Raw genomic sequence first — 25,667 nt, 5'->3', positions numbered from 1 at the left:
CGCTGCGCGTTCCGCCCCCGGCCCCCGGCGCCGCGGACCGCCGGGGCGCCCGGGGAAGAGGGCGGGGCGCGGGCGGCGGGGGCGCTCCCCGCCGCCGCCCCTCCCGGGAGGGTCAGCCGCGGCGCTCCACCCGCAGCGTGGCGATCTCGAACGGGCGCAGCTCCAGCCGGACCGCGCCCTCCTCGGCCGCCGGGGGCGGGGCCGAGTCCAGCGGGCGCTCCAGCAGGTCGACCCGGGACGCCGCGCCGGCCGGGAAGCCGAAGCCGACCCGCACCCGGGCGCGGGCGCCGCGCGCCTCGTACAGCCGCACCACCACGTCGCCCGAGCGGTCCTCGGCGAGCTTGACCGCCTCCACCACCGCGCCCGGGTGGTCGGTCTCCACCAGCGGCGGCACCGACCCGCTCCCCGGCACCCGCCGCTCGGGGAGGTTGATCCGGTAGCCCTCGCGCGCCGCGTCCACCGTCTCCGCGCCGGGGACCAGGGCATAGCCGAACCGGTGGACGCCGTGGTCGGTGCGCGGGTCGGGGAAGCGCGGCGCGCGCAGCAGCGACAGCCGGACCGCGGTGGTGGTGCCCCCGTCCGGGCGCACCCGCCGGGACACGTCGTGGCCGTAGGTGGAGTCGTTGACCAGGGCGTGGCCGTAGTCGGGCTCGGCCACCCGGATCCAGCGGTGCGCGCACGTCTCGAACCGGGCCGCGTCCCAGGAGGTGTTGGTGTGCACCGGGCGGCGCACGTGCCCGAACTGGATCTCCGAGGCGGCGTCCTCGGCCCGCACGTCCAGCGGGAAGGCGGCCTTGAGGAACTTCTCCGCCTCCCGCCAGTCCACCTCGGTGACCAGGTCCACCCGGGCGGCGCCGGGCCGCAGCACCGTCCACTGCACCGCCGAGGACGCCCCGAAGCGGCGGCGCGCCCGGACCGCGACGCCGCCGCCCCCGGCGTCCTCCATCTCGACCTCCTCGGCCTCGGCCAGGTCGCGCACGGTGTTGCGGTAGAAGGAGTCCACGTCCCAGGCGTCCCACATGTTCGGGAAGTCCGGGTGGATCTGGAGCAGGTTGCCGCGCTCGCCCGGGGCCAGCGCCTCCCGGTCGGCGGCCAGGTCGCGCACCGAGGCGAGCAGCCCGCCGGCGTCGACGACCACCCGCAGCACCCCGTTGTCCAGCACGTGCGCGGCGCCGTCCCGGGTGTGCCGCACCGCGGGGCCGGGCCGGGGGGCGGGGGCCGCGCCCAGTGCGGGCACCCCGCCCCGGGCGTGCGGGGCCGCGTTGAACACCAGTTCCGCCCCCGCGCCCCGGTCCCCCCGGCCGGCGCCCGCCGCCAGGGCCCGCTGGGCGCCGCCGATCACCTCCTCCAGCTCCGCGGCGAGGCCGGCGTAGGTCTCGGCGGCCTCCCGGTGCACCCAGGCGATCGAGGTGCCCGGCAGGATGTCGTGGAACTGGTGGAGCAGCACCTGCTTCCAGATCCGCTCCAGCCAGTCGTAGGGGTAGGCGGCGCCGGTGCGCACCGCCGCGGTCGCCGCCCACAGCTCCGCCTCGCGCAGCAGGTGCTCGCTGCGCCGGTTGCCCTGCTTGGTGCGGGCCTGGCTGGTGTAGGTGCCGCGGTGCAGCTCCAGGTAGAGCTCGCCGGCCCAGACCGGCGCCTGCGGGTACTCCTCCTCGGCGGCGGCGAAGAACTCCGCGGGCCGCTCCAGCCGCACCCTCGGCGAGCCCTCCAGGTCGGCCAGCCGGTCGGCGCGGCCCAGCATCTCCCGGGTGGGCCCGCCGCCGCCGTCGCCCCACCCGAACGGCACCAGGGACCGGGTGGCCGCGCCCTTGTCCCGGAAGTTGCGGGCCGCGTGCGCCAGCTCCCCGCCGGACAGCTCGGAGTTGTAGGTGTCGGCCGGCGGGAAGTGGGTGAAGACCCGGGTGCCGTCGATGCCCTCCCACTGGAAGGAGTGGTGCGGGAAGGGGTTGGTGCGGTTCCAGGAGATCTTCTGGGTGAGGAACCAGCGCGCCCCGGCCAGCCGGACGATCTGCGGCAGCGCCGCGGAGTAGCCGAAGGAGTCGGGCAGCCACACCTCGGGGGTGTCCACCCCGAACTCCTCGGCGAAGAACCGCTTGCCGAGCACGAACTGGCGGGCCATCGCCTCACCGCCGGGCATGTTGGTGTCGGCCTCCACCCACATGCCGCCGACCGGCACGAACCGGCCCTCGGCGGCCTTCTCCTTGACCCGGGCGTAGACCTCGGGGCGGTGCTCCTTGATCCACTCCAGCTGCTGGGCCTGGGACATCGCGAAGACCAGCCCCGGGTGGTCGTCCATCAGCGCGGTGACGTTGGCCGCGGTCCGCGCCACCTTGCGCACCGTCTCGCGCAGCGGCCACAGCCAGGCCGAGTCGATGTGGGCGTGGCCCACCGCGGAGACGCGGTGCGCGCTGGCCTCGGCCGGGGCGGCCAGCGCCGGCGCGAGGGCCTCCCGGGCCCGCCCCGCGGTGCCGCCGACGTCCTGCAGGTCGACCGCGTCCAGGGCGCGCTCCAGCGCGCGCACCGCCTGCCAGCGGCGGGCCGAGTCGACCGGCAGCTCCCGCATCAGCTGGTCGAGCACCTCGATGTCGTGCACCAGCTCCCACACGCCGGGGTCGAACAGCGCCAGGTCGACGCGGCCCACCCGGTACAGCGGCCGCTTCGGGGCGGTGGCGGTGTCGCCCAGCTCGGTGGGGCGGAACGGCGGGCGGCCCAGCACCACCGGGTTGGCGGCGGCCTCCACGAAGTACTCCGCCCGCTGCCCGCCGGCGGCCGGCGCGCCCGCCCGCAGCCAGTGGTTGCGCGGGCTGAGCCCCTTCACCACCGCGCCGCCGGCGGTGTAGGCCAGGCCCTCGCACTGGAAGCCGGGCATCTTCTCGTCGAAGCCCAGGTCGACCAGGGCCTCCACGGTGCGCCCGGCCCAGGCGGCGGGGACCTCGCCGCGGATCCGGAACCAGGTGGTGCCCCACGGCGGGCCCCAGGCCTCGCCGGCCCCGGCCGGCCGGTAGGGCGCGGCCAGCCCTTCGGCGACCGGGACCGGTTCGCCCGGGGCGTCCCAGCGGGCGACCTCCATCGGCACCCGCTCCGGGTGCACGGCGGGGCGGATCCGCTCCTCCAGGACCCGGGCGACCCGGTCCTCCACCTGTACGCGGTCGTCGTGCATGTCCACCTCTCCCATCAGGGCCTGCAGCGGTCCTCGGTCACCGGCGGTGGCGCGCCTCCGCCGGAGCGGGGCGCGGTCGGCCGCACCCGGCGGCGCGGGTCCCGGGCCGGCCCGCGGCGGCGGGGGCGGACCGGAGAGGGCCCGGCGGGAGGGAGCGGCCACCGGTGTGCTCCTTCCCCCGCCCGCCCCGTTCCTCCCCTGCCGCCCGGCGGCGGAAGCGGGCCCCCGGGGGGCGCCCAGGGCAGGGGCGGTCACCGGCGGTGCGGCGGGCGGACCGGCCCCGTCCACAGGGGAGGGCGCCGGACCCCCGACTGTCGCCCCCGGCCCCTAATCTGGGACCCCCTGACAGGGGCAGGCGCACGGAGTCAGACACGAGCGCGGCGCGGGGCCGCCCGGGGTGGAAGCCGGGCGGCCCCTTTCCCTCCTTCCCCTCTCCCCTCTCGGCGCATCGCCGCGGCCCCCTCCCCGCCGATGGCGACGCTCCCCGCCCCGGCACGGCTCCGCGCGGCGCGGGTCTGGTTGAATGAGCGGCCGCAGGAACGGAAAGGTGAAAATGGACAGAAAACCCGCCAGGCCGTGGTTCTCCGCCCCCTCCGCGGTCATCTGCTGGACGGTGGCGCTGTTCCTGCTGATCGGGCCGGTCCCCTGGAACGGCGAGGAGTACGGCTCAGGGCCCTCCTGCGAGGTGGGCATGGGCAGGGCCCTGGACGTCAGCCAGAGGTTCTACGACGACCCCGATTACTGCTCGCAGGCGGCGACGCATCAGATGCGCACGGCGCTGCTGTGGATCCTCGCGTCGCTGCCGTTCACGGTGGCCTGGGCCCGCCACCGGGGCGGCTGACCCTTTTCCCGGGCCTCCCCCGCGCGCCTCGGGGCCCGGCGGCGGTCACCGCCTCCCGTCCGGCGGGAGCGCGGCCGCCCGTTCCGCGAGCGCCGCGAAGCCGTGTTCGCCGAGGCCGACGGCGGGGTCGACGCGGTGCAGCAGGGCCGGGCCCGCGCGCTGCGCCTGCCGGGCTCCGCCGCCGGGCCGCCGGTGTGCGCCGTCGCCGTGCGGTCGCCGCTCCCGCTCGGCCGGGTCGGCGCCCTGGTCTGCCCGTCCCGCCCGGAGCCGTGGCGGACGCTCTTCGGCCCGGTCTTCTCCGGCGCAGAGGCGGTGATGCTGTTCCAGGGGGTCCGGCTCGGCCCGCTCGGTGCGCGGGTGAGCGGCAGGGCGGTCGGGATCCGGCGGGGGCGGTGTCCGACGGAGGCGGTGACAGGGGCAAGGCGGCCGCCCTCGCGCCGGTGGCGGAGTACCGCACGCTCGACGGCGGCGTGCGCAGGAGAGCGCGGCTCCGCGAATACGGCTGGTGGGCCGCGCCCTCCGCACCCCGCCTGCGCCGCCTCGCGGGTGTCGCCGTGCGCGGGCGGCCCGGTGCGGTGCTCCGCCCGGAGGTCAGCCGCCCCCGCCGCCGCCTCCGCCGCCCCCGGCTCCGCCACCGCCTCCGGCCCCGCCGGCCCCGCCGCCGCCCATGCCGCCTCTGGAGCGGGGCCCGCCGCGTGCGCCCCGCTCCTTCGCCGCGCGCGCTTCGAGGTTCATCCCGACCGCCCCGAGCACCAGGAAGACGGCCGCGGTGACCACGACGGCGGCCACGACCCCGCCCGCGCCCGGGCCACCGGAGCCCGCGGGCCCCGGGTCCCCGGCCACGGCGATCTCACCGGCCGTACCGGTCACGTCGACGCTGAAGGCCTCGCCCGGCTCGACGCGGTCCTGGGTGAACACCGCCCGGTCCCCGTCGCGTCGCGCGTCCGTGCATCCGGCCCGGGAGCCGGGCGCCCCCGCGTAGCACTCCGCGGACCCGATGCCGCCGGGCATGGCCACCCGGACGCGCACCGACTCCACCGGGACCGTCCAGCCGTCCCCGATGACGTCCTGGAACAGCCGCGGCCGCTCCTCTCCGTCCAGGGTCAGCAGGCCGCCGTACTCGTAGGCGATGACGAAGGTCCTCTCGCCCTTCAGCTCGGGGTCCGCGCCGGGCCGGCCGATGCGGACCTCGGTCCGCCCGCCGGCCTCCCGGACCTCGGTGGCGGCGACGCCGCCGGAGTCCTCCACCCGCACCCGGTCCAGCTCGAACGACCTGGTGCCGCCGCCGTCGATGCTCCCGCTGCCGGGCAGGTCGCGGCGGACCTGCCCGCCGGAGCCCGCGCCCAGGTCGTAGGTGATCTCCTCGCGGACCTCCACCACGCCGCCGGAGGTCACCGAGATGTCGGCGTCGAAGGAGGTGACGGACCGCCCCTCACCTGCCGCCGCCGGCGCGGCCGCCCACGGTCCCCCTGCCAGGAGCACCGCCGCGCCGATCGCCACCGCCCCGCGCACCGCGCGCCGCCGCCCGCCCGCTCCCGCTGAGAACACCATGGCCCCACCCTGCCGGATCCCCGGGAGCCGGCCGCCGCCGGGGCCGCCTCGGCCCCGGCGGCCGGGCGGACCGCTGCGCCGGGTCGGCGCGAGCCGTTCCGGCCCCCCGCCGCGGCCGCGTGGAGCATGATGGGGCGAAGGCGATGGCAAGGGAGACGGCGATGGACCGCATTCCGCTGATCGGCGGGCCGCTCGACGGCGAGACCGTGCACCCCTCCGAGGTCCGCGACGGCCGGTACACGACGGCGCGCGGCATCGATGCCGGCGACGGCCGCGAGCCGCACCGGGAGCAGGTCACCTATCTCCTGCGCAAGGGCTCGACCCCGGTCTTCACCGAGACCTACGCCCAGGTGGTGAAACTGCGCCGCCGGTACCTGGAGGCCGGCGAGCGGGAGCGGGAGGAGATGATGGAAGAGGCCGCCGTCGCGGAGGCCCGGGTCACCGAACTGGCCAGGGTGCGGGAGTGGCTGGAGTGGGTGGCGCCGTGACGTGACCGGAGCGGCCCGGAGCGCCGCCGGCACCGGGCCTGCGCCGTGTTCGGCTCGGGCGGCCCGCCCCCTGCGGGTACGGCGGCACTCGCTCGATGCGTTCGGCCTCCCGGTCCCCGGCCGGGTCCCCGATGCGCTCGGCGGCGCCGCCGGCGGAGCAGACGCGGTGTCCGGAGCCGGAGACGCCCGGGGCGGGCCGGACGCAGAGCGGCCGGCGCAGCGGGCCCGGACCGCCGTCCGCGCGGGGAGCGGTCCCGGTGGCCTGGGAGCGCTGCACCGGCGCCCCGCAGGAACGCATCCGGCCTCCCCGCCCTCCCGGGCGCCGGCGGTCAGCTCTGCGGCCAGCACGCCATCGCGGTCCGGGCGACGGCGGCCAGCTCCTCTGCGTCGGCGCCGTCGCGGGCCTGCTGGGACATGCCCTGCACGACGGCGGCGTAGTAGCGGGCCAGCGCGCGGGGGTCGGTCCCGGGCGGCAGTTCGCCCTCCGCCCGGGCGGTGCGCAGGCGGTCGTTCAGGGCCTCGACGTTGGCGTTGCGCATTCCGCGCAGCAGCTCCTCGATCTCGGCGTCGGCCGGGGCGACGTTGGTGGCGGCGCTGATCACCAGGCATCCGGCCGGGTGCGCGGGGTCGGCGTAGCGGCGGGCGGCCTCGTCGAGGATGCGGGCGAACGCGGCGCGCGCGGTGGCCTCCTCGGCCAGGGCGCGGCCGACGAAGTCGCCTTGGGGGCTGCGCCGGTAGGCCTCCACCGCCTCGGCGAACAGCTTCTTCTTGTCGCCGAAGGCGGCGTACAGGCTGCCGGTGCGGATCCCCATGGCCGCGGTGAGGTCGCTGAGGGAGACCGCCCCGTAGCCGCGCTCCCAGAACAGGCGCACGGCGGCGGCCAGGGCGGCGTCGCGGTCGAAGGCGCGCGGGCGGCCGCGCGGGGTGGTCTTCTCGGCCATGCCCCGATTGTAGAGGGATCGTTCAAGAAACCGTGCTACCGTCTTTCTTGAACGATCCCTCAAAAAATATTGGAAGGGCGGACCCCGCCATGCCCAGACCCCTCGAAGGCAAGAACGCACTGGTCACCGGCGCCAGCCGAGGCATCGGCCGCGCCATCGCCGAACGCCTGGCCGCCGACGGCGCCACCGTCGCCGTCGGCTACGCCAACCGCCCCGACGCCGCCGACCGGGTCGTCGCCGCCATCACCGCCGCAGGCGGCACCGCATTCCCCCTGCCCGCCGCGCTCGGCGCCCACGGCGACGCGGCGGCCCTGTGGGCCGCCTACGACACGGCCATCGCCGACCACACCGACCGGACCGGCGTCGACATCCTCGTCAACAACGCCGCCCTCGGCAACAGCCCGGACCTGGACACCATCACCGAGGCGGAGTTCGACGCCCTGTTCGCCACCAACGTCCGCGCACCGCTCTTCATCGTCCAGCAGGCCCGCGAGCGCCTCCGGGACGGCGGCCGGATCATCAACATCTCCAGCGGCACCGCCCGGCTGGCGATGCCGGGCATCATGGCCTACGGGGCCACCAAGGGCGCCCTGGACACGCTCACCCTCAACCTCGCCCAGCTCCTCGGGCCGCGCGGCATCACCGTCAACTCCCTGGCGCCGGGCATCGTCGACACCGACACCAACGCCGGCTGGCTGCGCGGCGACCCCGACGCCCAGGCCTGGGCCGCCTCACTGGCCGCCCTGGGCCGCGTCGGACGCCCGGACGACATCTCCGGAATCGCCGCCTTCCTGGCCTCCGACGACGCCCGCTGGGTCACCGGCCGCACCATCGACGCGACGGGCGGCGCCCTCCTGGGAGTGTGAGCACGACGGGGGCGACCGGCCAGCCCCCCGAGACGACGCGGACACCCGGCCCCGGGCCGCCGCGTCCGGCCCCACGCCCGCGGGGCCGGACGCGGCCATGCCGGCGGCCCACCGGCACCCCGGCCGTACCGGGGCGACCGCGGCCGCGGAACTGATGGCCGAGGTGGAGCGGGGGACCCGGCTGGACGCCTACCCGGTGGTGGTGCTGCCCTACCGCGACCTGATCCTGGCGGCGGGCGGAAAGCCGTCCCGTGCATCGGGAAGCCTCGCGTGACCCGCGCTGCGGCGTGTCAGGGTCCGGCCGGGGCGAGGGCGGCCGGGTCCGCGCGTTCAGAGCCCTCCGGGGGCGCTCAGGGCACGCGGTCGCCCCTCGACGGCCCAGCGAGTACGCGCGCCTCGCGATCGGATCCGGGGAGACATCCCCGATCCCGCGTTCCACCCGGTCGGGTGCGAGGCGACACGTGAGATTGGTATGACACGCGCCCGACTAGCCCAGCGCGATCGCACATGTCCTTACCCGGCTATCCGGCCTCGCGGTGCCCCATGCTGCCATGGCCGGGCGGCCGGTTCGAACCGGTTATCGCGTCCCCCGGGGCGAGGGACGTTCCGCCGGTGCCGCGGAGGAGGACCTTTCCGCTGCACACCGGGTCGAGAGAGGGGGCCTCGCGCCCGTACACGAGGATCCGCGCGACCCGCAGGTCGACGGCGGCCTCCCGGCCGCGGACGCGGGTGAAGCGGGCGCCCGACGCGGTCCACCGCAGGCAGCGCACCACCGCCTCGACGGCGCCGGGCCCGGCCCGCTCCACCTCGTGCACCAGGAGCTCGGCGCACTCCTCCGGTGGGGCTCCGGCCGGGCCCGGCGCAGAGGTCACGGCCGGTACCGGCGGCCGAGTTCGGCGATCTCGCCGACGGTGCCCGACATCAGGGCCGCGGCGTGCTCGGTGACCGCCTCGACGGGCCAGTCCCACCAGGCGGCGGCGGACATCCGCTCGGCGTCGGCCTCGGAGAAGCGGCGCCGGATCTCCTTGGCGGGGACCCCGCCGACCACGGTGTAGGGGGCGACGTCCCGGTTGACCAGGCTGCCGGTGGCGATGATCGCCCCGTCGCCGATCCGCACCCCGGGCATGACCGTGGCGTCGCGGCCGATCCACACGTCGTTGCCGACCACGGTGTCGCCGCGGGAGGGGTTGTTCGCCAGGAACGCCTCCATGGTGGCCTCCCGCCACGCCCCCGGGAAGATCGTGAACGGGTAGGCGCTGGGCCCGCTGCTGACGTGCTCGCCGCCGAGCAGGAACCTGGTGCCGGCCGCGATCGAGCAGTACCGGCCGATGACCAGCCGCTCGGGACCGTAGGCGTAGAGCATCCGGTCCTGTTCGAAGGTGCCCTCGTCCTCGGAGGCGTCGTAGTAGGTGTACTCGCCGGCCTCCAGCAGCTCCGAGGTGACCGTGGGGCGGATGAAGACGCAGCGGCGGTCGCCGCCGCCGAGCGGGTGCGGGTCGGTGGGGTCGGGGGTCTGCATGGCTTCCGCTGTCTCCTCGAGTCCTTTTCCCGGCGGCGGTCGGCGCCTCGCCTCCGGCGCCGGAGGAGTCTATCCCCGCGCCCCGGCGCGACTCGGCCGCAGGCGGCGCAGCGGTCCAGCGGGAAGCCGCCCCCGGCTCCGGAGGGGAGGCCGGGGGACGCCGGCCCGGCCCGCCCGCGGTGCGATGAAGCCGGTCGACCCGAGGTCCGTGGCCTGGGCGGCGGGCTCACAGGGCCGGGTCGGCCTCCCCGGCCAGGGCCGCGGCCATCTCGTCGGCCACGCGCAGCGCGGCGTAGTGGTTGGAGGCGCCCCACACGTCGTAGTCGACCGCGTAGACCTGCCCGTCCCGGACCGCGTCCAGCTCCGACCAGACGCCGCCGCCGAAGGTCTCGGGCGCTTCGGGATAGCCGCTGCCGGACATCACGAACAGCACGCCGGCGTCGGCGCGCTCCAGGTTCTCGTAGCTCTCGGAGATGAAGTCGCGGCCGGCGTCGGCCTCGGCGTGCCCTTCGGGGCGGGCCAGCCCGATGTCCGCGGCGATCCCCCCGGAGAAGGAGTCCGGGGTCTCGATGCGGACCTCCTGCGCGCTCTGCAGGCGCAGCAGGGAGACCTCCTGCTCCGCCGGGTCACCGGCCGCCTCCTCGATGCGGGCGCGGGCCTCGGCCACCGCGTCGGTGTACTCCCGCTCGGCCCGCTCCGCCTCGTCCTGGCGGCCGAGGACCTCGCCGACCTCGGCGAGGTGGCCGCGCCAGGACTCGGTCCCGGTCCACTCCAGCAGCACGGTGGGGGCGATCGCCTCCAGCTCGGGGAGCATGCCGGCCTGGGCGCCGTTCTCGGTGTCCACTCCGATGATCAGGTCGGGCCGGACCGCGCCGACCTTCTCCAGGTCGATCCCGTCCTCCGCGGAGGAGGTGGAGACGATCTCCAGGCCGGCGCCGTCCTCGCCGGGCGGCAGGAACGGCGCCAGGCCGCCGTCGCCGCCGGGGTCCCCGGCGGTGCCGGCGACCTCCGCCCCCAGCCGCACCGCCGCCGCCAGGGTCGGCCGCCACAGCACCACGACGCGCTGCGGGTCGGCGGGGACCTCGACCTCTCCGCCGGCGCCGGAGACGGTGCGGGTCTCGCCCTCGACGCCCTGCGGGCCGGCGGCCCCGGAGCCGCATCCGGCCAGGGCGGTCAGGGCGGCGGCGCCCGCGGCGAGCGCGGCGGCGGTACGGGGAAGGGGCATCTGCACTCCCGTCGGGCCGGGGGACCGGGGGGACCCGGGTTCGGTTAGGCGAACCTTACCCCGCACCGGGCGGCGCGGTCACGCACCGCCGGCCGGAGCGCGGCCGACCGCCGGGCCCTCCCCCGCGCCGCACCGGCGGGCCGGTCCGGGACCGCCGCCGCGGCCGTCCGCTCAGCGGAACAGCGCGGCGTTCTCCCGGGCCCACTCGGCGAAGGACCGCGCCGGCGCCCCGGTCGGCTCCTGCACCCGCGAGGCGGCCTCGGCCGCGTCCGGGGGCGTCCCGGCCGCGGCCGGCGTCTCCGGCGCGGCCAGGCCGCCGGCCGCGGCTTCGGCCCCCTCGCCCCCTCGCCCCCCTCGGCCCCACCGGTGTTCCCGCGCCGCAGGGGATCCGGGGGACGCCGGGCGGGGGTCAGTCCGGGCCGGCCGCCTCCGGGCCGGTGCGGGCCAAGCGGGCGAGGGCGTCCAGGGCGGATGCCAGCTCCGCCTCCTCCGGGGCGACCAGGGCCAGCCGGACCGCCGGCGGCGCCCCGCCCCGGACCGCGGTGAACGCCGAGGCCGGGCTGACGGCGATGCCGAGCCGGGCGGCCGCGGCGGTGAACGGCTCGTCGCGCCACGGCTCGGGCAGCCGCCACCAGCAGTGGAACGCCCCCGCGTCGGCGGTGACGTCGAAACCCGCGAGCCGCTCGGCCGCGATCGCCTGCCGGCGCGCCGCGACCTCCCGCCGGGCCCCCTCCAGCTCGCCGACGACGCCGTCCGCGATGAGCTCGGCGGCCGCCTCCTGGGCGAACCCGGTCGCCGCCCACGCGCCGGAGCGCAGCGCCGCGGCGACCCGGCCGCGCAGCGCCGGCGGGGCGCAGGCGATGCCGACGGTCAGCCCGGGGCCGACCCGCTTGGACAGGCTGTCGACCAGCACCACGCGCCCGGGCGCCCGCGCCGCCAGCGGCTCCGGCCCCGGCTTGAGGAAGGCGTAGATCGCGTCCTCCACCGCCGGCAGGTCCAGCTCCTCCAGGACCGCGGCGATCCGGGCCCGCCGGTGCGGCGGCATGGTGGCGCCGAGCGGATTGTGCAGGATCGGCTGCAGGTAGACGGCGTCCAGCGGGGCCGACCTGTGCGCGCGGCGGAGCGCCTCGGGGTCCATCCCCTCCGCGTCCACCGCGACCGGAACCAGGACGGCGCCCAGCCGGGCCGCGATGCCCTTGGCAACCGGGTAGGTCAGGCTCTCCACTGCGATCCGCCCGCCCGTCGGGACCAGCGCGGACAGCGCCGCCGCGATGGCCTGGCGCCCGTTCCCGGCGAACAGCACCCCCTCCGGGTCGGGCGCCCAGCCGCCCCGGGCCGCCGTGCCGGCCGCCGCCGCGCGCAGCGCCGGGCCGCCCGCCGCCCCCGCCGGGCGCAGCGCCGCCTCCAGCGCGCCGCGGCGCAGCACCCGGCCCACCGCCTCGGCGATCCGCTCGCCCCACTCCCCCGGCGGCAGGTGGTTGAGCTCCAGGTCGACCAGGGCCCCGCCCGGTTCGGCCAGCGGCGGGTCGGCCGGCGGGCGCCCCGCGCGCACATAGGTGCCCCGCCCCACCTCCCCGGTGACCAGGCCGCGCCGGGCCAGCTCCCGGTAGACGCGGGCCGCCGTGGAGGGGGCGATGCCCCGCTCCCGCGCGAACCGGCGCTGCGGCGGGAGTCGGCGGCCGGGGCGGATCCGCCCCGCCGCGATGTCGGCCGCGACGCCGTCGGCGATCGCCCGGTAGTCCTCCATGCGCCCCTCCCCGGTTCCGTCTCGGCGCGATCTCGCATTGCACCGAGAGCAATCCACACTATTGCACCGAGCCTCCGGGGGCGCCTAGCGTCGCCCCGTACCCACCGCCACCCGGAAGGAGACCCGGCATGCCCACCGCCTCCCTGCGCGGGATCACCCTCGCCTACGACGACCGCGGGCCGCGGAACGGAGCGGCCCCTCCGGTGCTGCTCGTGCACGGCCACCCCTTCGACCGCACCATGTGGCGCCCCCAGGCCGAGCGCCTGGCCGCCGCCGGGCACCGGGTGATCGTCCCCGACCTGCGCGGCTACGGGGAGAGCACGGTCCGCGGCGGCACCTGCCCGCTGTCGGAGTTCGCCCGCGACGCCGCGGCCCTGCTGGACCTGCTCGGCCTCCCCGGCGCCGTCGTCGGCGGCCTGTCCATGGGCGGCCAGATCGCCATGGAGTTCCACCGCCTCTTCCCCGAGCGGGTGCGCGGCCTCGTCCTCGCCGCCACCTCCGCCCCGCCGGAGACCGCCGAAGGGCGCGCCCGCCGGGCCGCCGCGGCCGACCGGCTGCTCGCCGAGGGCATGTCCGGCTACGCCCGCGAGGTCCTCGACTCGATGGTCTCCGCCCGCACCCGCCGCGAGCGCCCCCGCGTCGCCGAGCACGTGCTGGAGATGATGCTGTCCGCGCCGCCCGAGGGGGCCGCCGCGGCGCTGCGCGGCCGGGCGCAGCGCCCGGACCACCGGCCCTCGCTGCGCAAGGCCGCCGTCCCGACCCTGGTCGTCGCCGGAACCGAGGACCCCTTCACCCCGCTCTCCGACGCCCGGCTCATCCGCGACCTGGTCCCCGGCGCCCGCCTGGCCGCCGTTCCGGGCGCGGGCCACCTGCCCAACCTGGAGCGCCCGGAGGACTTCGACCCGCACCTGGAGGCCCTGATCGGGGAGGCGGCCGCCCGCCGCGCCGAGGCGGGCGGGACAATCGCCCCATGAGCAACGACCATCAGCCGACCGTCTTCGTCACCGGCGCCAGCTCCGGGTTCGGCGCCGCGATCGCCCGCCGCTTCGCCGCCGAGGGGGCCCGCATCGTGGCGGCCGCCCGCCGCACCGAGCGCCTGGACGAGCTCCGCAGGGAACTGGGCGAGGAGAACGTCCACCCGGTCCGGTTGGACGTGCGCGACCGCGCCGCCGTGGAGCGGGCGGCGGCCGAACTGCCCGCCCCCTTCGCCGAGGTGGACGTCCTGGTGAACAACGCCGGCCTCGCCCTGGGGCTGGGCCCCGCCCAGGAGGCCGACCCCGACGACTGGCAGCGCATGCTCGACACCAACTGCGCCGGGCTCATGTACTGCACCCGCGCCCTGCTGCCCGGCATGGTCGAGCGGAACCGCGGCCACATCGTCAACATCGGCTCCACCGCCGCCCACTACCCCTACCCCGGCGGCAACGCCTACGGGGCGACCAAGGCGTTCGTGCACCAGTTCAGCCGGAACCTCCGCACCGACCTGCACGGCACGGCCGTCCGCGTCACCTGCGTCGACCCGGGCCTGGTCGGCGGCACCGAGTTCTCCGCGGTCCGCTTCTCCGGCGACGCCGAGCGCGCCGCCGCGCCGTACGAGGACACCGACCCGCTCACCCCCGAGGACGTCGCGGACGCGGTGCACTGGGCGGCCTCCCGCCCGGCCCGGGTGAACATCAACGCCATCGAGCTGATGCCGGTGGCGCAGAGCGCCGGGCCGCTGCGCGTCCACCGCTCCCGGGGCTGACCCGCGCCCGCCGGCCCGCGCGCGGGCCGGCGGGCCGGGCCTCACCCCTCCAGCTTCATGCCCACGAACCCCAGCATCAGCAGGAGGACGTCGATCAGGAAGAACGCCGCCCCGAGCCAGAACCCCCACATCGCCAGGGCCCGGCCGCGCAGCCGCTCCACGTGGGTGACCCGCAGGGCGTAGGCGCCGATCAGCGCCGCCAGCGCGGGCACCAGCGCGAACAGCCCGAACAGCGGCGTCGTCACGACGCTGAGCAGCCCCAGGACGAACGCGGTGACCGCGGAGCCGGAGAGCCGCGCGGAGGGCTGCCGGGGCTGCGGGGACGGGTAGGTGTACACGGGTCTCCAGACGCGGCGAGAGGGCGGCGGGCACGGGCCCCGGGCACCGCGGCGCCCCGGGAGGGCACCGGGAGTACAGGCCGGAAGCCGAAACCGGTCCGTGCGGGGCAGGGAGACCGTACCCCCTCCCGCCCCGCTCCGGAGCCGCACCGGGGCGGCGCCGGCCGGGAGAGGCCCTCCCCGCCCGGCGCCGCCCGCCCCGGCGCACCGCCGGCGGGCTCAGCCCCCGGTGCCCCTCTCCTTGAGGAAGCCGACCAGCAGCTCCGCGACCTCCGACGGCCGCTCCAGGCCGGGGAGGTGCCCCGCCCAGGGCAGTTCGACGTGCTCGGCGCCGGCGATCAGGTCCGGCAGCCGGGCGGCGCTCCGCCGGAAGTCCGGCAGGTCGTGCGCGCCCGAAACGGCGAGGCAGGGGGCCCGGACCGCCGCCGGATCGACCTCGGCCTCCTCCGGCTCGAATTCCTCGGCCGCGGACGCCTGCACCTCGAAGGCGTGCCGCTGCATCCGGCGCACCGCCTCGCGCGCGGACTCGCCGGCCTCCGGCCCCAGCCAGGTCTCGACCATCAGCTCCGTCGCGCCGGCGATGTCGCCCGCGTCGAGCAGCGCCTCCTCCCGCTCACCGACCGAGGCGAGCTCGGCGGAGGGCTCGTGCCCCGGGAAGGCGGAGCAGAGCAGGGCGAGGGCGCTCACCCGGTCCGGCCACCGCGCGGCGACCTCCAGGGCGACCTGCCCGCCGTAGGAGGATCCGACCAGGGCCGCCCGCGCGATGCCCAGGCGGTCCAGGAGGTCCAGCACGTCCTCGGCGTCGCCGTAGGGCCGGTCCGGCGCGGGCGTCCCGCCGAACCCCCGGAAGTCGGGGCGGACCACCCGGTGGCCGGCACCGACCAGGGCCGGCCACTGCGCGTCCCACATCCGCCGATCGCACACCCCGGAGTGCAGGAGCACCACCGCGGGGCCGTCCCCGTCCACATCATGAGAGATCACCATCCGAGGAACCCTATGGGACGGCCGCCCGGGCGGTACACCGCTCCCCCCTCCGGCGCGGAGAGGAGGCGGACCGGCCGTCCCACTTCCCCGTTGATCTTGGAGTCGCGGGGGTGTCAGGGCGCCCTGATACCCCCGCGACTCCAAGACCAACGGGGCGGTCCGCTAGCCGGGCGCTCCGGGCGACCACCCGCACACCCGACAGCCTCTCAGCCCCCGGCGGAACGCCTCCGCCCCGGGGACCGAGCGGGCGCAGGCTCTACCGCGCCTTCGGCGTCGAACCCTCCCCCGGGCCCTGCTCTCCCCGCGCGCCTGGCCCGGCATCGCCCGCGCCGACGACCGGTGGCCGGTCGACGAACTCCTCGCCCTGGCCCGCCGCCGACCCGCGGCGCCCCGCCCCGCGCCCCGTCCCCGCCCGCGGATAGGTTGCCCGGCATGCCGACCGAGAACGACCCCGCCGAGCAGAGCCTGCCCGCGCGCCTCCGCACCCGCCCCTACGGACACCTCCTGCAGACCACCGCCCCCGCCCGCGAAGAGGACCTCCGCGCCGCGGAGCGGGCGGTCCGCTGCCCCCTCCCCGCCGACCTCGCCGCACTGCTGCGGGAGAGCGACGGAATCGACGGCGAGTACGGGCTCGGCCTGGTCTGGAGCGCGCGGCGGATCGCCGAGGAGAACCGGCGGATGCGCTCCCCCGCCCTCGCCGGGCTGTACATGCCCTTCGAACCGCTGCTCTTCTTCGGTGACGCCGGAAACGGGGACCTCTTCGCCCACCGCATCCTGGCCGGCCGCCCCGACCCGGCCGGGGTGTTCGCCTGGAAGCACGAGACCGACGACCGGGTATGGGTCGCCCCCGGCCTGGAGACCTACATCGACTGGTGGCTCACCGGCCGCTTCTCCCTCTGACCCGGCCGCCGGGGCCCCGCAGGCCCCGGCGCCTCACTCCCGGCCCGGCCGCCACGAAGCCGCGACCCGGGCCGAGAGCAGCCCGGCCGCCGCCCCGAAGGCCAGCGCCAGCACCACGGCCCCCAGCGCGATGGAGGCCAGCGTGTCCGGAGGGGCCACCGGCACCTGGCGGTTCTGCTGCACCACCGTGCCCAGCGGCAGGCTCAGCAGCGCCGCCAGGACCGCCGACACCGCCATCGGAGCCGCCAGGAACCCCGAGGCGACCCCCAGGTACCAGCGGCGGCGGCCGGTGAGCGCGCTCAGCGGAGCCGTCGACCGCGCCGCCTCCACGAAGTTGCCGCCCGCCCCGATCAGCCCCGCCGCCGCCAGCAGGGCCATGCCCCAGGTCCCCAGCAGCACCCCCCACTCGGACAGCCGCGCATTGGCCGGGGTCATCTCCAGCGAGGCCAGCCGCTCCACCTGGGTGGTCGGCCCCAGGACCGGCTGCACCGCGTTGTGCACCCCCGGCCTCGTCAGGGGGTCCTCCAGCGGAGAGAGCACCACCAGCCGCTCCAGCTCCCCCTCCTCCGGCGGGACCGGGCCCGCATGGACCAGCGCATCGCCCCCGACCTGCCACGCGCGCAGCTCGGCCAGGCGCACGTCCCCGGCCCCCGGCTCCAGCGGGGCCGGCCGCCCGGGGCACCCCAGGCCCAGGGAGCGCAGGGTCGGGCAAGGGGCCCGCAGCACCGGCGGACCGCCCCCCGCGGTGTCCACGGCCACCAGCCGGGCCCGCTCCGGCAGGGCCCGGCCCGCCTCCGCGATCCGCCCGGCGTCGAGGGCGTGCGCCCTCAGCAGCAGAGCGCCGTCGCCGACGCGCTCATTGGCCAGACGGGCCTCCAACGAGGTCAGCGTCTCCGACGCCAGGAAGTAATGGACGTTGACCAAGGTGACCACACCGATGATCACCGGGGCCACCAGCCGGGCCACCACCCCCGGCCGGTGCTCGCACCAGCGCCCCGCCACGATCCACGCGGGACGGCCCGCGCGCAGCCCCCGGCGGGCCGCCGCGGCACCCGCCCGCGCCGTCGCGGCCGCCATCGCCGACGGGGCCGCCGCCAGCGCGGCGACCAGCCCGGCCGCGTAGACCGGGACCGCCAGACCGCTCCCCGGCGGAAACAGGGCCGCCGCCGAGGCCGCCGCCGCCCCCACCGCGAACAGCGCGATCTTCCAGGTCGCCACCGGCCCCTGCACCGGGCGGGGCCGGACCGCCCCGCGCCGGGCCCGCCGGGCGTGCAGCGCGGCGCACCCCGCCGCGCAGGCGGCGACCGACACCGCCGCCGCCGCGGGCAGCAGCCACCCGTCCCGCCGCACGTCGGCGGCGCGCACGGTGTAGTCGATCCCCGGGACCCGGACGTCGGAGAGCAGCAGCGGGACGGCGGCCAGGGCCGCCCCGGCGGCGCCCGCCAGGATCGGGGGCAGGCAGGAGGACAGCCCCACCAGGAACCGGTGGCGGGTGCCCGCGCCCAGCGCGGTGAGCAGCGCGTCGCGGCGGTCCCGCCCGGCCGCCGCCCAGCGGGCCGCCACCACGAACAGGGCCCCGGCGGGCAGGACCACGAACACCAGGTAGGCCGCGGCCATCAGCCGCGGCGCGGCCGGGGTGAAGGTGATGCCCTCCCCGAACGGATACGAGCCCGGCGGGCCGAACCCGGTGATCGGGTACATCCAGTCCTCGGGGACCGCGGCGTCCTCGGGCAGGCCGACATAGGCCAGGCGCTCGGCGGGGGAGAGCAGCCCCTCGGGGCCGATGTCCCCGGCGTGCCGGCCGTAGCGCCCGGTGATACCGGGCTCGGCGGCGGCCAGTGCCGGGGAGAGGTACGCCTCGCCCGGCGCGGGCCACTCCGGCAGCCCGGGCGGGGGCGGCGCACCGGAGCCGGCTCCGTCGAGGTAGACCACCGAGTGCTGCCAGCGCCCGGCGCTGTCGGGGCGCTCCCCCCAGAAGGCCGCCGCCTGCTCGGCGGAGGCGGCGATGACGGGCTGGCGCTGGGCCTCGCGCAGGGCCCGCCCCTCGAAGGTCGCCGCGATCACCGCGGCGCCCAGCAGCACGGCGGTGAGAGCGGCCGCCGCGGCGGCGAGCACGGCGCGGCGGACCCGCTCCGGGGCCCCGCCGGCCCGGGTGCGCCCCAGGCGGACGAGGACCGCCGCCAGGCCCGGAGGGCCGCCGCGGCTCATCGGTCCGCCTCGCGCAGCCGCCCGCCCTCCAGCCGGAGCACGCTGTCGCCGCGGGCCGCCAGATCCCGGTCGTGGGTGACGACGACCAGCGCGCACCCGCGCCGCCGGGGCAGGGCGAACAGCAGCTCGGCGACCTTGTCCCGGCTGTCCGGATCGAGTGCGCCGGTGGGTTCGTCGGCCAGCACCAGCGAGGGCTCGGTGATCAGGGCCCGGGCCACCGCGGTGCGCTGGTGCTCGCCCCCCGACAGCTCCGCGGTGGTGCGGGCCTCCGTCGCGACGTCCAGTTCGGCCAGCAGGGCGCGGGCCCGCTCGGCGGCCCGCTCCGCGCCGAGGCCGGCCAGCAGCCCGGCCAGGGCGACGTTCTCCACCGGGGTGAGTTCGGGCAGCAGCTCCCCGGCCTGGAAGACCATGCCGATCTCCCGGCCGCGCATCAGGGCCAGGGCCCGCCCGCGCATCCGGGTGACCTCGTTCCCGGCGACGCGGATACTGCCGCCGCCAGGAGCGGTCAGGCCCGTGATGCAGGCCAGCAGGGTGCTCTTGCCGCTCCCGCTGGGGCCGGTGATCACGGTGGAGGTGCCCCGCCGGGCCTCCATCCCGACCCCGTCCAGCAGGAGGCGGCCGCCGACCCGGTGGCTCACCCCGCGGATCTGAAGCGGCACCGGTTCTCCTCCGGTGCCGGCAGGGGCCGGTTCGGCGATGCCGTGCGGCATTCTCGGTTCTCTTCTCAGAACGGGGGCCTTTCCCGCGGGCCCGGTGGTGGTTCGGACGGGAGGCCGGGCCGTCCCGGCGGCGGCCCCGCACGGACCGAAAAAAGGGGGTTTCTCGGAATTCCGCGCGGAGCCGCCGTTCTCTCCGCGGTCAGGCCTTCCAGTCGCTGCAGGAATCGGGCCAGGAACCGATGCTCTCGCAGACGCGGAGCTTGATGATCTTGGACCCGCTTCCGCTGGTCGCGGTCGTCTTGTAACCGCTCTTGTTGTGCAGGGTCCGCTCGGTCCCGGCCGAGGCCTGGCGGTAGTAGTTCCCGTAGACGGTGCGGTTGTCGTCCTCGCCGTCGTAGACGGAGATCTTGGCGCCGCTGGAGGTGGTGTAGGCCTTGTCGTTGCCCTGGGTGGCCGTGATGGCCATGGCGGTACCGCTGAGCAGCGGCAGGGCGGCGAGGGCCGCGATCGCCGTTCCGGCGATGAGCTTGCGCGCGTTCACAGGGGCGGTTCTCCCGATTCTCCATATTCGGTTGGACAGGGGGATCGGCCCGGCCGGGCGGAAGGATCATGGCAAGGAAACCGCCGGTTAACAACCGCGGCTCTCGGTGAACAGAATTAAGAACCGCGTTAAGGCCTGTCGGCGGAGCGTGGCCGGATTCGGACACGGAACCGGTTCCGCATTCCGTGGTGCACTGCAAAAACCCGGAAAGGCCGTTCCGCCGGATTCACGGCATTCCGGACCGGGCCGCCGCCCCGGCGGAGCGGAGCCGCGCGCCCCGGCCCCGCCCGGGGGCGCCGCGATCAGGCGACCGACCCGCCGTCGACCAGGACGGCGGTCCCGGTGATGTTGGCGGCCGCCGGACCGGCCAGGAACGCCACCGTTCCGGCGACCTCCTCGGCGGTGTTGTAGCGCCCCAGCGCGGTCAGGCCCCGCTGGGCGTCGGCGTGGCCGCCGCCGGCCGGGTTCATCTCGGTGTCGGTGGAACCCGGGTGCACCACGTTCGCGGTGATCCCGCGCGGCCCCAGGTCCCGGGCGATCCCCTTGCTGAAGCCGACCAGCGCCGCCTTGCTCATCGAGTACAGGCTCAGCCCCGGGTTGAAGGTGCTCTCCGCCAGGTTGCTGCCGATGCTGACGATCCGGGCCCCCTCCCTCAGGTGCGGCAGCGCCGCCTTGACCGCGACGAACGCCGCGCGGACGTGCACCCCCATCACCCGCTCGTACTCCTCCAGCGTCAGCTCGGCGATGCTCTTCTGGATGTAGATCCCGGCGTTGTTGACCAGGACGTCCAGCCCGCCGAGCTCCTCCGCCGCCCGGTCCACCGCCGCGGTGAGCGCCTCGGGGTCGGCGGCGTCGGCGCGGAGTGCGACCGCGGTGCCGCCCTTCTCCTCGATCCGGCGCACCACCTTCTCCGCCCGCTCCGGCGAGGCGTTGTAGGTCAGCGCCACCGCCGCCCCGTCCGCGGCCAGCCGCTCCGCGATCGCGGCGCCGATGCCCCTGCTGCCCCCGGTGACCAGCGCGGCCCTGCCGTCGAGCCAACCCATGTCCCGTCCTCCGTACGTGTCGGTGCGATCCGCAGAGCTTTTTAAGTAGTGATCGCTACATAATTGGTAGCATCGGGACTCCACGGACCACAAGGAGCGTCCGGCGACCGTGCAGGGGGTCACATGGCGGGCAGGGGACGGCCGCGGCGCTTCGACCGGGACGCGGCGCTGGCCACCGCCATGGAGCTGTTCTGGCGGCACGGCTACGAGGGCGCCTCGCTGACCATGCTGACCTCGGCGATGGGCATCACGCCGACCAGCCTCTACGCGGCGTTCGGCTCCAAGGACGACCTCTTCCGCGAGGCCGTCCGGCTCTACAACTCCCCCGAGCGCTCCGCGATCCCGAAGGCGCTGGCCCTCCCCCGCACCCGCGACGCCGTGGAGGCCCTGCTCCGGGAGAGCGCCGACGCCTACACCGACCCGGCCACCCCGGCCGGCTGCATGGTCTTCACCGCCGCCACCAACCTCGGCGCCGACCGCGGGCACATCGGCCGCCTCCTCGCCGACTGCCGCCGCGACACCCTCGCCGAGATCCGGGAGCGCATCGAACGCGGCACCGCCGAGGGCGACATGCCCGCCGGCGCCGACGCCGCGGCCCTGGCCTGCTACGTCCAGACCGTCATGGAGGGCCTCTCCGCCCAGGCCCGCGACGCCCGCCCCCGCGAGGACCTGGACGCCGTCATCGACATCGCGATGCTCGGCTGGGACGCGGCGGCCGGCGCGGCCGGGGGTTCCTGACGGGTTTCCGGATCAGGCCCGCCCATCGCCTTCCTCCGGTGCCTCTTCGGTCCGGGTTCACCCATGAAGGCGACTTCTACGAAGTAGATTCGTAGTTCCCCGGCCGCCTCCGCCCCGGCGGCCGGATCGTTCGCGGCCCCTCCTCCGCCGAACCGCTACCGCACCCGCCTCACCCGCCGTCTCCTCTCCCCGCCAGGTATTCCGGGAAGGCCCGTTCCCCGAATGGCGCCCCCGGCACCAGGCCGGCGCCCTCCGCGAAGGCCGCGAACGTCCTCCCCGGGACGCTCACCTGCAGGATCGGCTTCCGGGAGCCGGTCGCCCGCTGCCACTGCCTCGCCAGTACCCCGGCCCTGAGCACCTCCGGGCCGCCGATGTCGGGGGCGCGTCCCGCCGGTTCCCCCGACGCCAGTCCGGTGAGGCGGTCCGCGACGTCGGCGACGTCGATCGGCTGGAGCGGGAGGCGCGGCGCGAGCAGCACCGGGAGCGGCCTCTGCACCGCGAAGACCCGGGCGATGAGCGAGTGGAACTGCGTCGCGCGCTGGATGGTGTGCGGCAGGCCGGATCCGATGAGCAGCCGCTCGATCTCCAGCCGCTGCCGGTAGAAGGGCAGCGGGATCCGGTCGATGCCGACGATGCTGATCAGCACCAGGTGGCCGACGCCCGCCCGGTCCGCCTCGGCGAACAGGTTCGCGGCGGCGGTGATGTCGCTCCCGGCGTTGGCCGTGGCGCAGTGCACCACGGTGTCCGCGCCGTCCAGGGCCTGCGGGACCCCCTCCCCGGTGAGCAGGTCGCCGGTGGTCAGGCCCGGTCCGGTGCGGCGGCTGAGGACGCGGACGCGGTGGCCGGCGGCGCGGAGCGCCGCCGCCGTCGGGGTGCCGAGGTCACCGGTGCCGCCGGTGACGAGTGTCGTGGCCATGGAGGATGTGTTCCCTTCCCGTCCTGCGGCCGGACCCGGCCGCACCCATCAGGACAAGGCGGGGCTCCGATATGTGACGGCCTCGCCGCCTCCCTCTCCCCCGGTGCGCGGCGGGGCGCCTCCGGGGAGGGCCCCGCCGCGCACACCGCGCCTACCGCCGCGGGCCGGTCAGGCCCCGGCGCGGCGGATCGGCATCATGGTGGGGACCGGGTCGGCGGTGAGGAAGTCGAGCACCAGGCGGGCGCAGAGCTCCGGCTTCTCCAGGAACAGGACGTGCGAGGCGCCGGGGACGACCGCGAGTTCGGCGCCGGGGATCGACTCGTAGAGGAACCGGGTGTGCTCGGGGCGGACGATGTCGTCGTCGCCGGCCATGACCAGGGTCCGGGCCCGGATCGAGGCCAGGTTCCCGGCGGTCACCGGGGGCTGCGTCTCGAAGAGGTCGACCGTCTTCCGCACCACGACCGGGAAGTGCTCCCGGCCGTCCGGGGAGACCTCGGCGTACATGTCGGTGATCACTTCCGGGGGCTCGCCCTCCGCGCTGGGGCGCATGCCGGGGAGGAGCCCCTCGGCGTCGGCGGCGCCGCTGACCAGGACCAGGCGGGAGACCAGGTCGGGGCGGCGGACCGCCAGGTGCATGGCCAGGCCGGCGCCCTGGCTGTAGGCGACCAGGTGGGCCGGGCCGCCGGCGACCTTCTCCAGGAACGCGGCGGTGTCCCCGACCAGCGCGTCGACCGTGTAGGGCCCGTCCGTGTCGGGGGTGTGCCCGTGTCCGCGGCGCTCGGGGGTGAGCACCCGGAAGTGCTCGGCCAGGGGGGCCAGCGCCGGGCCGAAGTAGCGGGCGTCGCTCAGTCCGCCGTGCATGAGCACCAGCGGTTCGCCCGCTCCGTGCTCGGCGTACCAGGTGCGGACGCCGCCCAGGTCGATGGTGGTCTCCATTGCGGCTCTCTCCGGTCTGTGTCGTCGGTCGTTCGAACATGCAGACGAGCGGCGGCCCGGAAACTCATCGGCGCCCGGCCCGGGCGGAGGGGCGGCCCGGCCGGGCACCGGGGTCAGGCGGGGCCGACCATCTTGGCGTTCAGCCGCTCCGGGTCGGGCCAGCGGACCTTGGTGGCCCAGCCGAGCTTCTCGAAGGCCCAGATCACCCGGGCGGAGATGTCGATCTGGCCCTTGAGCACGCCGTGCCGGGCGCAGGTGGGGTCGGCGTGGTGCAGGTTGTGCCAGGACTCCCCGAAGGAGGGGATCGCCAGCCACCACACGTTCCGGGACCGGTCCCGGACCTCGAAGTTCTCCTCGCCGATGGTGTGGCAGATCGAGTTCACCGACCAGGTCACGTGCTGCTGCAGCACCAGGCGGATCAGGCCGCCCCAGAAGAACGCGGTGAACGCGCCCCACCAGGACATCGTCACCAGCCCGCCGATCGCGGCCGGGGCGAACAGGGCGAACCCGAAGATCGGGACCGCCCACCGGTCGATGCGCGCGATGTCGGGGTCCTTGAGCAGGTCCGGGGCGAAGCGCCGGAGCGAGGTCTTGCGGTCGTCCAGGTAGAGCCAGCCCATGTGCGCGTAGTAGAGCCCCTTGGCCACCGAGCGCCAGTCGTCGCCGAAGCGCCACGGCGAGTGCGGGTCGCCCTCGTGGTCGGCGTACTTGTGGTGCCGGCGGTGGTCGGCCACCCACTTGATCACGCTGCCCTCGAAGGCCAGCGTCCCGGCGACGGCCAGGGCGATGCGCAGCGGCCGGTTGGCCTTGAACGAGCCGTGCGTGAAGTACCGGTGGAAGCCGACGGTGATGCCCAGCCCGCCGATCACGTAGAACACCGCGCCGATGATGATGTCGGTCCAGCTCAGCGCCCACCCCCAGGCGAAGGGCACCGCGGCCGCCAGGGCCAGCAGCGGGATGAGGACGTAGGCGAAGACGGTGATGCGCTCGCCCCGGCCGCGCAGCTCGGGGTCGAGGTCGCCGTCCCGGATCCCGCTCCCGCGCGGCTGCTCCGCCTGCCCCTGCGGGGGTGCGGGGGGTGTCGGTGAGGCTGCGGCCATGGTCCACCTCTCGGCTGTAGGGTCCGGCTTACCTACGACACCGTAACCTACGGGACCGTAGGTTTGTGGGAGACCGGCCCCGCCGAGCCGCACCGGAACCGGCGCACGCTCCGCCGAACCGGCGGGTTCCGGGTCCGCGCGGCCGGATCCGGCCGCGCGGACCGCCGGTCCGCGGCGCCCCGGGCCGGCTCCTGGACCGCCTGCCGCGCGGCGGAGCGGTCCCCCGGAGGGCCCCTCCCGGCCGCGGAGCCGCCGGCGGTGATGTGCGGGCGGCCGTCCGCCCCGGCGGCGACGGCCTCGCCGGTGCACGGCCCGTGGGCGGTGTGCTCGGAGTGCGGCTCGCACGCCGGGGCCCGACCGGCTCCCCTCCGCTCACCGCGGCCCCGGAGCGCCCCGGTCCGTACGCGCAGGCGGCGCTCTCCCCGCCGCCCTCCCGGCGGCGGGCGCCCGCCCCCTCGGAACCCCGGAGCGGGCGGTGCGGAGGGGGTCAGGCCCGCAGGCCGCGGACGACCTCGTCGACGAGGCGGGCGAGGACCTCCTCGGGCTCGCCCCGGACCCGGCCGGCGCCCCCCTCCGCGTGCAGGTGCGCGGAGAGCGTGAAGGTCACCAGGCCGTGCAGGGTGGACCAGGTGAGCAGGGTGAAGTCGGTGGGGTCGCCGGAGCGCACGGCGCCGTCGCGCTGGCCCCGGCCGATGGCCTCGGCCGCGGTGTCGAAGAGCCGCTCGGCGGCGGTGCGCAGCGCGGCGGCCTGCGGGGCGTCCCCGCGCTTCTGGGAGAGCACCCAGTCGCCGAACATCAGGCGGTACTGCTGCGGGTTCTCCAGGGCGAAGGCGATGTAGGCGCGGCAGACCTCGCGGAGCGCGCCGGGGGCGTCCCCGGCGGCCCGGCCGGCCTCGGCGGTCCGGACGCGCAGCAGGTCGAAGGAGCGGACCGCGACCGCGCGGAGCAGCTCCTCCTTGTCCTGGAAGTGCCGGTAGGGGGCGGTCCGCGAGACCCCGGTCCGGCGGCCGACCTCGCGCAGGGTGACGGCCTCGGGGCCGCCCTCGGCGAGCAGCTCCCAGGCGGCGGCGAGCAGCCGCTCCCGGGTCGGCGGCCCGGCCCCGGCGACGGCCGCGTCCACCGGTTCAGGCCCCTGGGCTGCGATCATGCGCCGACCGTAGGACACCCCGTTGACAGCGTCAACTCGGCGTCTTAGGTTGACGGTGTCAACCTCGACCTCGGG

Annotated in this window: 25 protein-coding genes; 8 read left to right on the top strand and 17 right to left on the bottom strand. The window is 76.8% G+C overall.

Going from position 1 to position 25,667, the window contains the following annotated elements:
- Window positions 1-112: 112 nt before the first annotated feature.
- Window positions 113-3,160: an alpha-mannosidase gene (locus J0910_RS14860; protein WP_420161998.1), complete on the bottom strand. Its 3,048-nt coding sequence runs from the start codon at window positions 3,158-3,160 to the stop codon at window positions 113-115.
- A 553-nt stretch (window positions 3,161-3,713) separates the two neighbouring features.
- Between J0910_RS14860 and J0910_RS14855 the strand changes: the two genes are divergently transcribed.
- Window positions 3,714-4,001: a hypothetical protein gene (locus J0910_RS14855; RefSeq protein WP_420159097.1), complete on the top strand. Its 288-nt coding sequence runs from the start codon at window positions 3,714-3,716 to the stop codon at window positions 3,999-4,001.
- Window positions 4,002-4,592: 591 nt separating this feature from the next.
- On the opposite strand, the gene J0910_RS14850 is transcribed toward J0910_RS14855, so the two are convergent.
- Window positions 4,593-5,552 carry a DUF2207 domain-containing protein gene (locus J0910_RS14850; protein WP_420159096.1) on the bottom strand — a complete coding sequence of 320 codons (960 nt, stop codon included), beginning with the start codon at window positions 5,550-5,552 and terminating at the stop codon, window positions 4,593-4,595.
- Between the two features lie 161 nt (window positions 5,553-5,713).
- On the opposite strand from J0910_RS14850, the gene J0910_RS14845 reads away from it, so the two are divergent.
- Window positions 5,714-6,040, top strand: a complete 327-nt coding sequence (locus tag J0910_RS14845; protein ID WP_420159095.1) for a hypothetical protein — start codon at window positions 5,714-5,716, stop codon at window positions 6,038-6,040.
- A 329-nt stretch (window positions 6,041-6,369) separates the two neighbouring features.
- On the opposite strand, the gene J0910_RS14840 is transcribed toward J0910_RS14845, so the two are convergent.
- A complete protein-coding gene (locus J0910_RS14840) occupies window positions 6,370-6,981 on the bottom strand; it encodes a TetR/AcrR family transcriptional regulator (RefSeq protein ID WP_420159094.1) in 612 nt (203 codons plus the stop codon).
- Between the two features lie 89 nt (window positions 6,982-7,070).
- On the opposite strand from J0910_RS14840, the gene J0910_RS14835 reads away from it, so the two are divergent.
- Entirely contained in the window at window positions 7,071-7,847 is a 777-nt protein-coding gene (locus J0910_RS14835; RefSeq protein WP_420159093.1) for an SDR family oxidoreductase, read from the top strand.
- Between the two features lie 97 nt (window positions 7,848-7,944).
- A complete protein-coding gene (locus J0910_RS14830) occupies window positions 7,945-8,121 on the top strand; it encodes a hypothetical protein (RefSeq protein WP_420159092.1) in 177 nt (58 codons plus the stop codon).
- A 247-nt stretch (window positions 8,122-8,368) separates the two neighbouring features.
- Here the strand turns inward: J0910_RS14830 and J0910_RS14825 are convergent, their stop codons facing one another.
- From J0910_RS14825 to J0910_RS14810, 4 genes are all read right to left on the bottom strand, one after another.
- On the bottom strand, window positions 8,369-8,719 hold the full coding sequence (locus J0910_RS14825) for a hypothetical protein (RefSeq protein ID WP_420159091.1): 351 nt from the start codon (window positions 8,717-8,719) through the stop codon (window positions 8,369-8,371).
- On the bottom strand, window positions 8,716-9,366 hold the full coding sequence (locus tag J0910_RS14820) for a CatB-related O-acetyltransferase (RefSeq protein WP_420159090.1): 651 nt from the start codon (window positions 9,364-9,366) through the stop codon (window positions 8,716-8,718). The genes J0910_RS14825 and J0910_RS14820 overlap by 4 nt, the downstream gene beginning before the upstream one ends.
- Before the next feature lie 226 nt (window positions 9,367-9,592).
- Entirely contained in the window at window positions 9,593-10,591 is a 999-nt protein-coding gene (locus J0910_RS14815) for an iron-siderophore ABC transporter substrate-binding protein (RefSeq protein ID WP_420159089.1), read from the bottom strand.
- A gap of 409 nt (window positions 10,592-11,000) precedes the next feature.
- Window positions 11,001-12,338: an aminotransferase-like domain-containing protein gene (locus J0910_RS14810; RefSeq protein ID WP_420159088.1), complete on the bottom strand. Its 1,338-nt coding sequence runs from the start codon at window positions 12,336-12,338 to the stop codon at window positions 11,001-11,003.
- Window positions 12,339-12,466: 128 nt separating this feature from the next.
- Here J0910_RS14810 and J0910_RS14805 point away from each other — a divergent pair, with 128 nt between their 5' ends.
- Complete coding sequence (locus tag J0910_RS14805; protein WP_420159087.1) at window positions 12,467-13,312, top strand: alpha/beta fold hydrolase; 846 nt, start codon at window positions 12,467-12,469, stop codon at window positions 13,310-13,312.
- Entirely contained in the window at window positions 13,309-14,082 is a 774-nt protein-coding gene (locus tag J0910_RS14800) for an SDR family NAD(P)-dependent oxidoreductase (RefSeq protein WP_420159086.1), read from the top strand. The genes J0910_RS14805 and J0910_RS14800 overlap by 4 nt, the downstream gene beginning before the upstream one ends.
- 41 nt (window positions 14,083-14,123) lie before the next feature.
- On the opposite strand, the gene J0910_RS14795 is transcribed toward J0910_RS14800, so the two are convergent.
- Entirely contained in the window at window positions 14,124-14,420 is a 297-nt protein-coding gene (locus J0910_RS14795) for a hypothetical protein (protein ID WP_420159085.1), read from the bottom strand.
- Between the two features lie 219 nt (window positions 14,421-14,639).
- Window positions 14,640-15,404 carry an alpha/beta fold hydrolase gene (locus J0910_RS14790; protein ID WP_420159084.1) on the bottom strand — a complete coding sequence of 255 codons (765 nt, stop codon included), beginning with the start codon at window positions 15,402-15,404 and terminating at the stop codon, window positions 14,640-14,642.
- Between the two features lie 432 nt (window positions 15,405-15,836).
- Here J0910_RS14790 and J0910_RS14785 point away from each other — a divergent pair, with 432 nt between their 5' ends.
- Window positions 15,837-16,304, top strand: coding sequence for an SMI1/KNR4 family protein (locus J0910_RS14785; RefSeq protein ID WP_420159083.1), 468 nt, complete (start codon window positions 15,837-15,839; stop codon window positions 16,302-16,304).
- A 33-nt stretch (window positions 16,305-16,337) separates the two neighbouring features.
- Here the strand turns inward: J0910_RS14785 and J0910_RS14780 are convergent, their stop codons facing one another.
- From J0910_RS14780 to J0910_RS14765, 4 genes are all read right to left on the bottom strand, one after another.
- On the bottom strand, window positions 16,338-18,512 hold the full coding sequence (locus J0910_RS14780) for a hypothetical protein (protein ID WP_420159082.1): 2,175 nt from the start codon (window positions 18,510-18,512) through the stop codon (window positions 16,338-16,340).
- Complete coding sequence (locus tag J0910_RS14775; RefSeq protein WP_420159081.1) at window positions 18,509-19,171, bottom strand: ABC transporter ATP-binding protein; 663 nt, start codon at window positions 19,169-19,171, stop codon at window positions 18,509-18,511. The genes J0910_RS14780 and J0910_RS14775 overlap by 4 nt, the downstream gene beginning before the upstream one ends.
- A gap of 199 nt (window positions 19,172-19,370) precedes the next feature.
- Window positions 19,371-19,712: a hypothetical protein gene (locus J0910_RS14770; RefSeq protein WP_420159080.1), complete on the bottom strand. Its 342-nt coding sequence runs from the start codon at window positions 19,710-19,712 to the stop codon at window positions 19,371-19,373.
- Between the two features lie 302 nt (window positions 19,713-20,014).
- Window positions 20,015-20,755 (bottom strand): SDR family NAD(P)-dependent oxidoreductase, encoded by a 741-nt coding sequence (locus tag J0910_RS14765; RefSeq protein ID WP_420159079.1) that lies wholly within the window; start codon window positions 20,753-20,755, stop codon window positions 20,015-20,017.
- A 123-nt stretch (window positions 20,756-20,878) separates the two neighbouring features.
- Between J0910_RS14765 and J0910_RS14760 the strand changes: the two genes are divergently transcribed.
- The gene (locus tag J0910_RS14760) at window positions 20,879-21,493 is read left to right on the top strand and encodes a TetR/AcrR family transcriptional regulator (RefSeq protein WP_420159078.1); all 615 of its coding nucleotides are present in this window, start codon (window positions 20,879-20,881) and stop codon (window positions 21,491-21,493) included.
- Window positions 21,494-21,662: 169 nt separating this feature from the next.
- On the opposite strand, the gene J0910_RS14755 is transcribed toward J0910_RS14760, so the two are convergent.
- The 4 genes from J0910_RS14755 to J0910_RS14740 form a co-directional block, all read right to left on the bottom strand.
- Window positions 21,663-22,409: an SDR family oxidoreductase gene (locus tag J0910_RS14755; protein WP_420159077.1), complete on the bottom strand. Its 747-nt coding sequence runs from the start codon at window positions 22,407-22,409 to the stop codon at window positions 21,663-21,665.
- A 168-nt stretch (window positions 22,410-22,577) separates the two neighbouring features.
- The gene (locus J0910_RS14750) at window positions 22,578-23,345 is read right to left on the bottom strand and encodes an alpha/beta fold hydrolase (protein WP_420159076.1); all 768 of its coding nucleotides are present in this window, start codon (window positions 23,343-23,345) and stop codon (window positions 22,578-22,580) included.
- Between the two features lie 113 nt (window positions 23,346-23,458).
- Window positions 23,459-24,445 carry an acyl-CoA desaturase gene (locus tag J0910_RS14745; RefSeq protein WP_420159075.1) on the bottom strand — a complete coding sequence of 329 codons (987 nt, stop codon included), beginning with the start codon at window positions 24,443-24,445 and terminating at the stop codon, window positions 23,459-23,461.
- 487 nt (window positions 24,446-24,932) lie between these two features.
- Window positions 24,933-25,592, bottom strand: a complete 660-nt coding sequence (locus J0910_RS14740) for a TetR/AcrR family transcriptional regulator (protein WP_420159074.1) — start codon at window positions 25,590-25,592, stop codon at window positions 24,933-24,935.
- Window positions 25,593-25,667: the final 75 nt, after the last annotated feature.

The sequence above is a fragment of the Nocardiopsis oceanisediminis genome (assembly GCF_048595525.1).
In the GTDB taxonomy this organism is placed as follows: Bacteria; Actinomycetota; Actinomycetes; order Streptosporangiales; family Streptosporangiaceae; genus Nocardiopsis_A; species Nocardiopsis_A oceanisediminis.
Note: the sequence above shows the minus strand (reverse complement) of the source record. Positions and strands in the feature narration are given on the sequence as shown.

Bases quoted from the DNA above. Each gene is read 5' to 3' on its own strand.
- J0910_RS14760 (WP_420159078.1), top strand. From the start codon at position 20,879: ATGGCGGGCAGGGGACGGCCGCGGCGCTTCGACCGGGACGCGGCGCTG.
- J0910_RS14750 (WP_420159076.1), bottom strand. From the start codon at position 23,345: ATGGAGACCACCATCGACCTGGGCGGCGTCCGCACCTGGTACGCCGAG.
- J0910_RS14785 (WP_420159083.1), top strand. From the start codon at position 15,837: ATGCCGACCGAGAACGACCCCGCCGAGCAGAGCCTGCCCGCGCGCCTC.
- J0910_RS14755 (WP_420159077.1), bottom strand. From the start codon at position 22,409: ATGGCCACGACACTCGTCACCGGCGGCACCGGTGACCTCGGCACCCCG.
- J0910_RS14780 (WP_420159082.1), bottom strand. From the start codon at position 18,512: ATGAGCCGCGGCGGCCCTCCGGGCCTGGCGGCGGTCCTCGTCCGCCTG.
- J0910_RS14850 (WP_420159096.1), bottom strand. From the start codon at position 5,552: ATGGTGTTCTCAGCGGGAGCGGGCGGGCGGCGGCGCGCGGTGCGCGGG.
- J0910_RS14845 (WP_420159095.1), top strand. From the start codon at position 5,714: ATGGACCGCATTCCGCTGATCGGCGGGCCGCTCGACGGCGAGACCGTG.
- J0910_RS14815 (WP_420159089.1), bottom strand. From the start codon at position 10,591: ATGCCCCTTCCCCGTACCGCCGCCGCGCTCGCCGCGGGCGCCGCCGCC.
- J0910_RS14810 (WP_420159088.1), bottom strand. From the start codon at position 12,338: ATGGAGGACTACCGGGCGATCGCCGACGGCGTCGCGGCCGACATCGCG.
- J0910_RS14790 (WP_420159084.1), bottom strand. From the start codon at position 15,404: ATGGTGATCTCTCATGATGTGGACGGGGACGGCCCCGCGGTGGTGCTC.
- J0910_RS14805 (WP_420159087.1), top strand. From the start codon at position 12,467: ATGCCCACCGCCTCCCTGCGCGGGATCACCCTCGCCTACGACGACCGC.
- J0910_RS14820 (WP_420159090.1), bottom strand. From the start codon at position 9,366: ATGCAGACCCCCGACCCCACCGACCCGCACCCGCTCGGCGGCGGCGAC.
- J0910_RS14765 (WP_420159079.1), bottom strand. From the start codon at position 20,755: ATGGGTTGGCTCGACGGCAGGGCCGCGCTGGTCACCGGGGGCAGCAGG.
- J0910_RS14860 (WP_420161998.1), bottom strand. From the start codon at position 3,160: ATGCACGACGACCGCGTACAGGTGGAGGACCGGGTCGCCCGGGTCCTG.
- J0910_RS14835 (WP_420159093.1), top strand. From the start codon at position 7,071: ATGCCCAGACCCCTCGAAGGCAAGAACGCACTGGTCACCGGCGCCAGC.
- J0910_RS14840 (WP_420159094.1), bottom strand. From the start codon at position 6,981: ATGGCCGAGAAGACCACCCCGCGCGGCCGCCCGCGCGCCTTCGACCGC.
- J0910_RS14745 (WP_420159075.1), bottom strand. From the start codon at position 24,445: ATGGCCGCAGCCTCACCGACACCCCCCGCACCCCCGCAGGGGCAGGCG.
- J0910_RS14830 (WP_420159092.1), top strand. From the start codon at position 7,945: ATGCCGGCGGCCCACCGGCACCCCGGCCGTACCGGGGCGACCGCGGCC.
- J0910_RS14855 (WP_420159097.1), top strand. From the start codon at position 3,714: ATGGACAGAAAACCCGCCAGGCCGTGGTTCTCCGCCCCCTCCGCGGTC.
- J0910_RS14740 (WP_420159074.1), bottom strand. From the start codon at position 25,592: ATGATCGCAGCCCAGGGGCCTGAACCGGTGGACGCGGCCGTCGCCGGG.
- J0910_RS14800 (WP_420159086.1), top strand. From the start codon at position 13,309: ATGAGCAACGACCATCAGCCGACCGTCTTCGTCACCGGCGCCAGCTCC.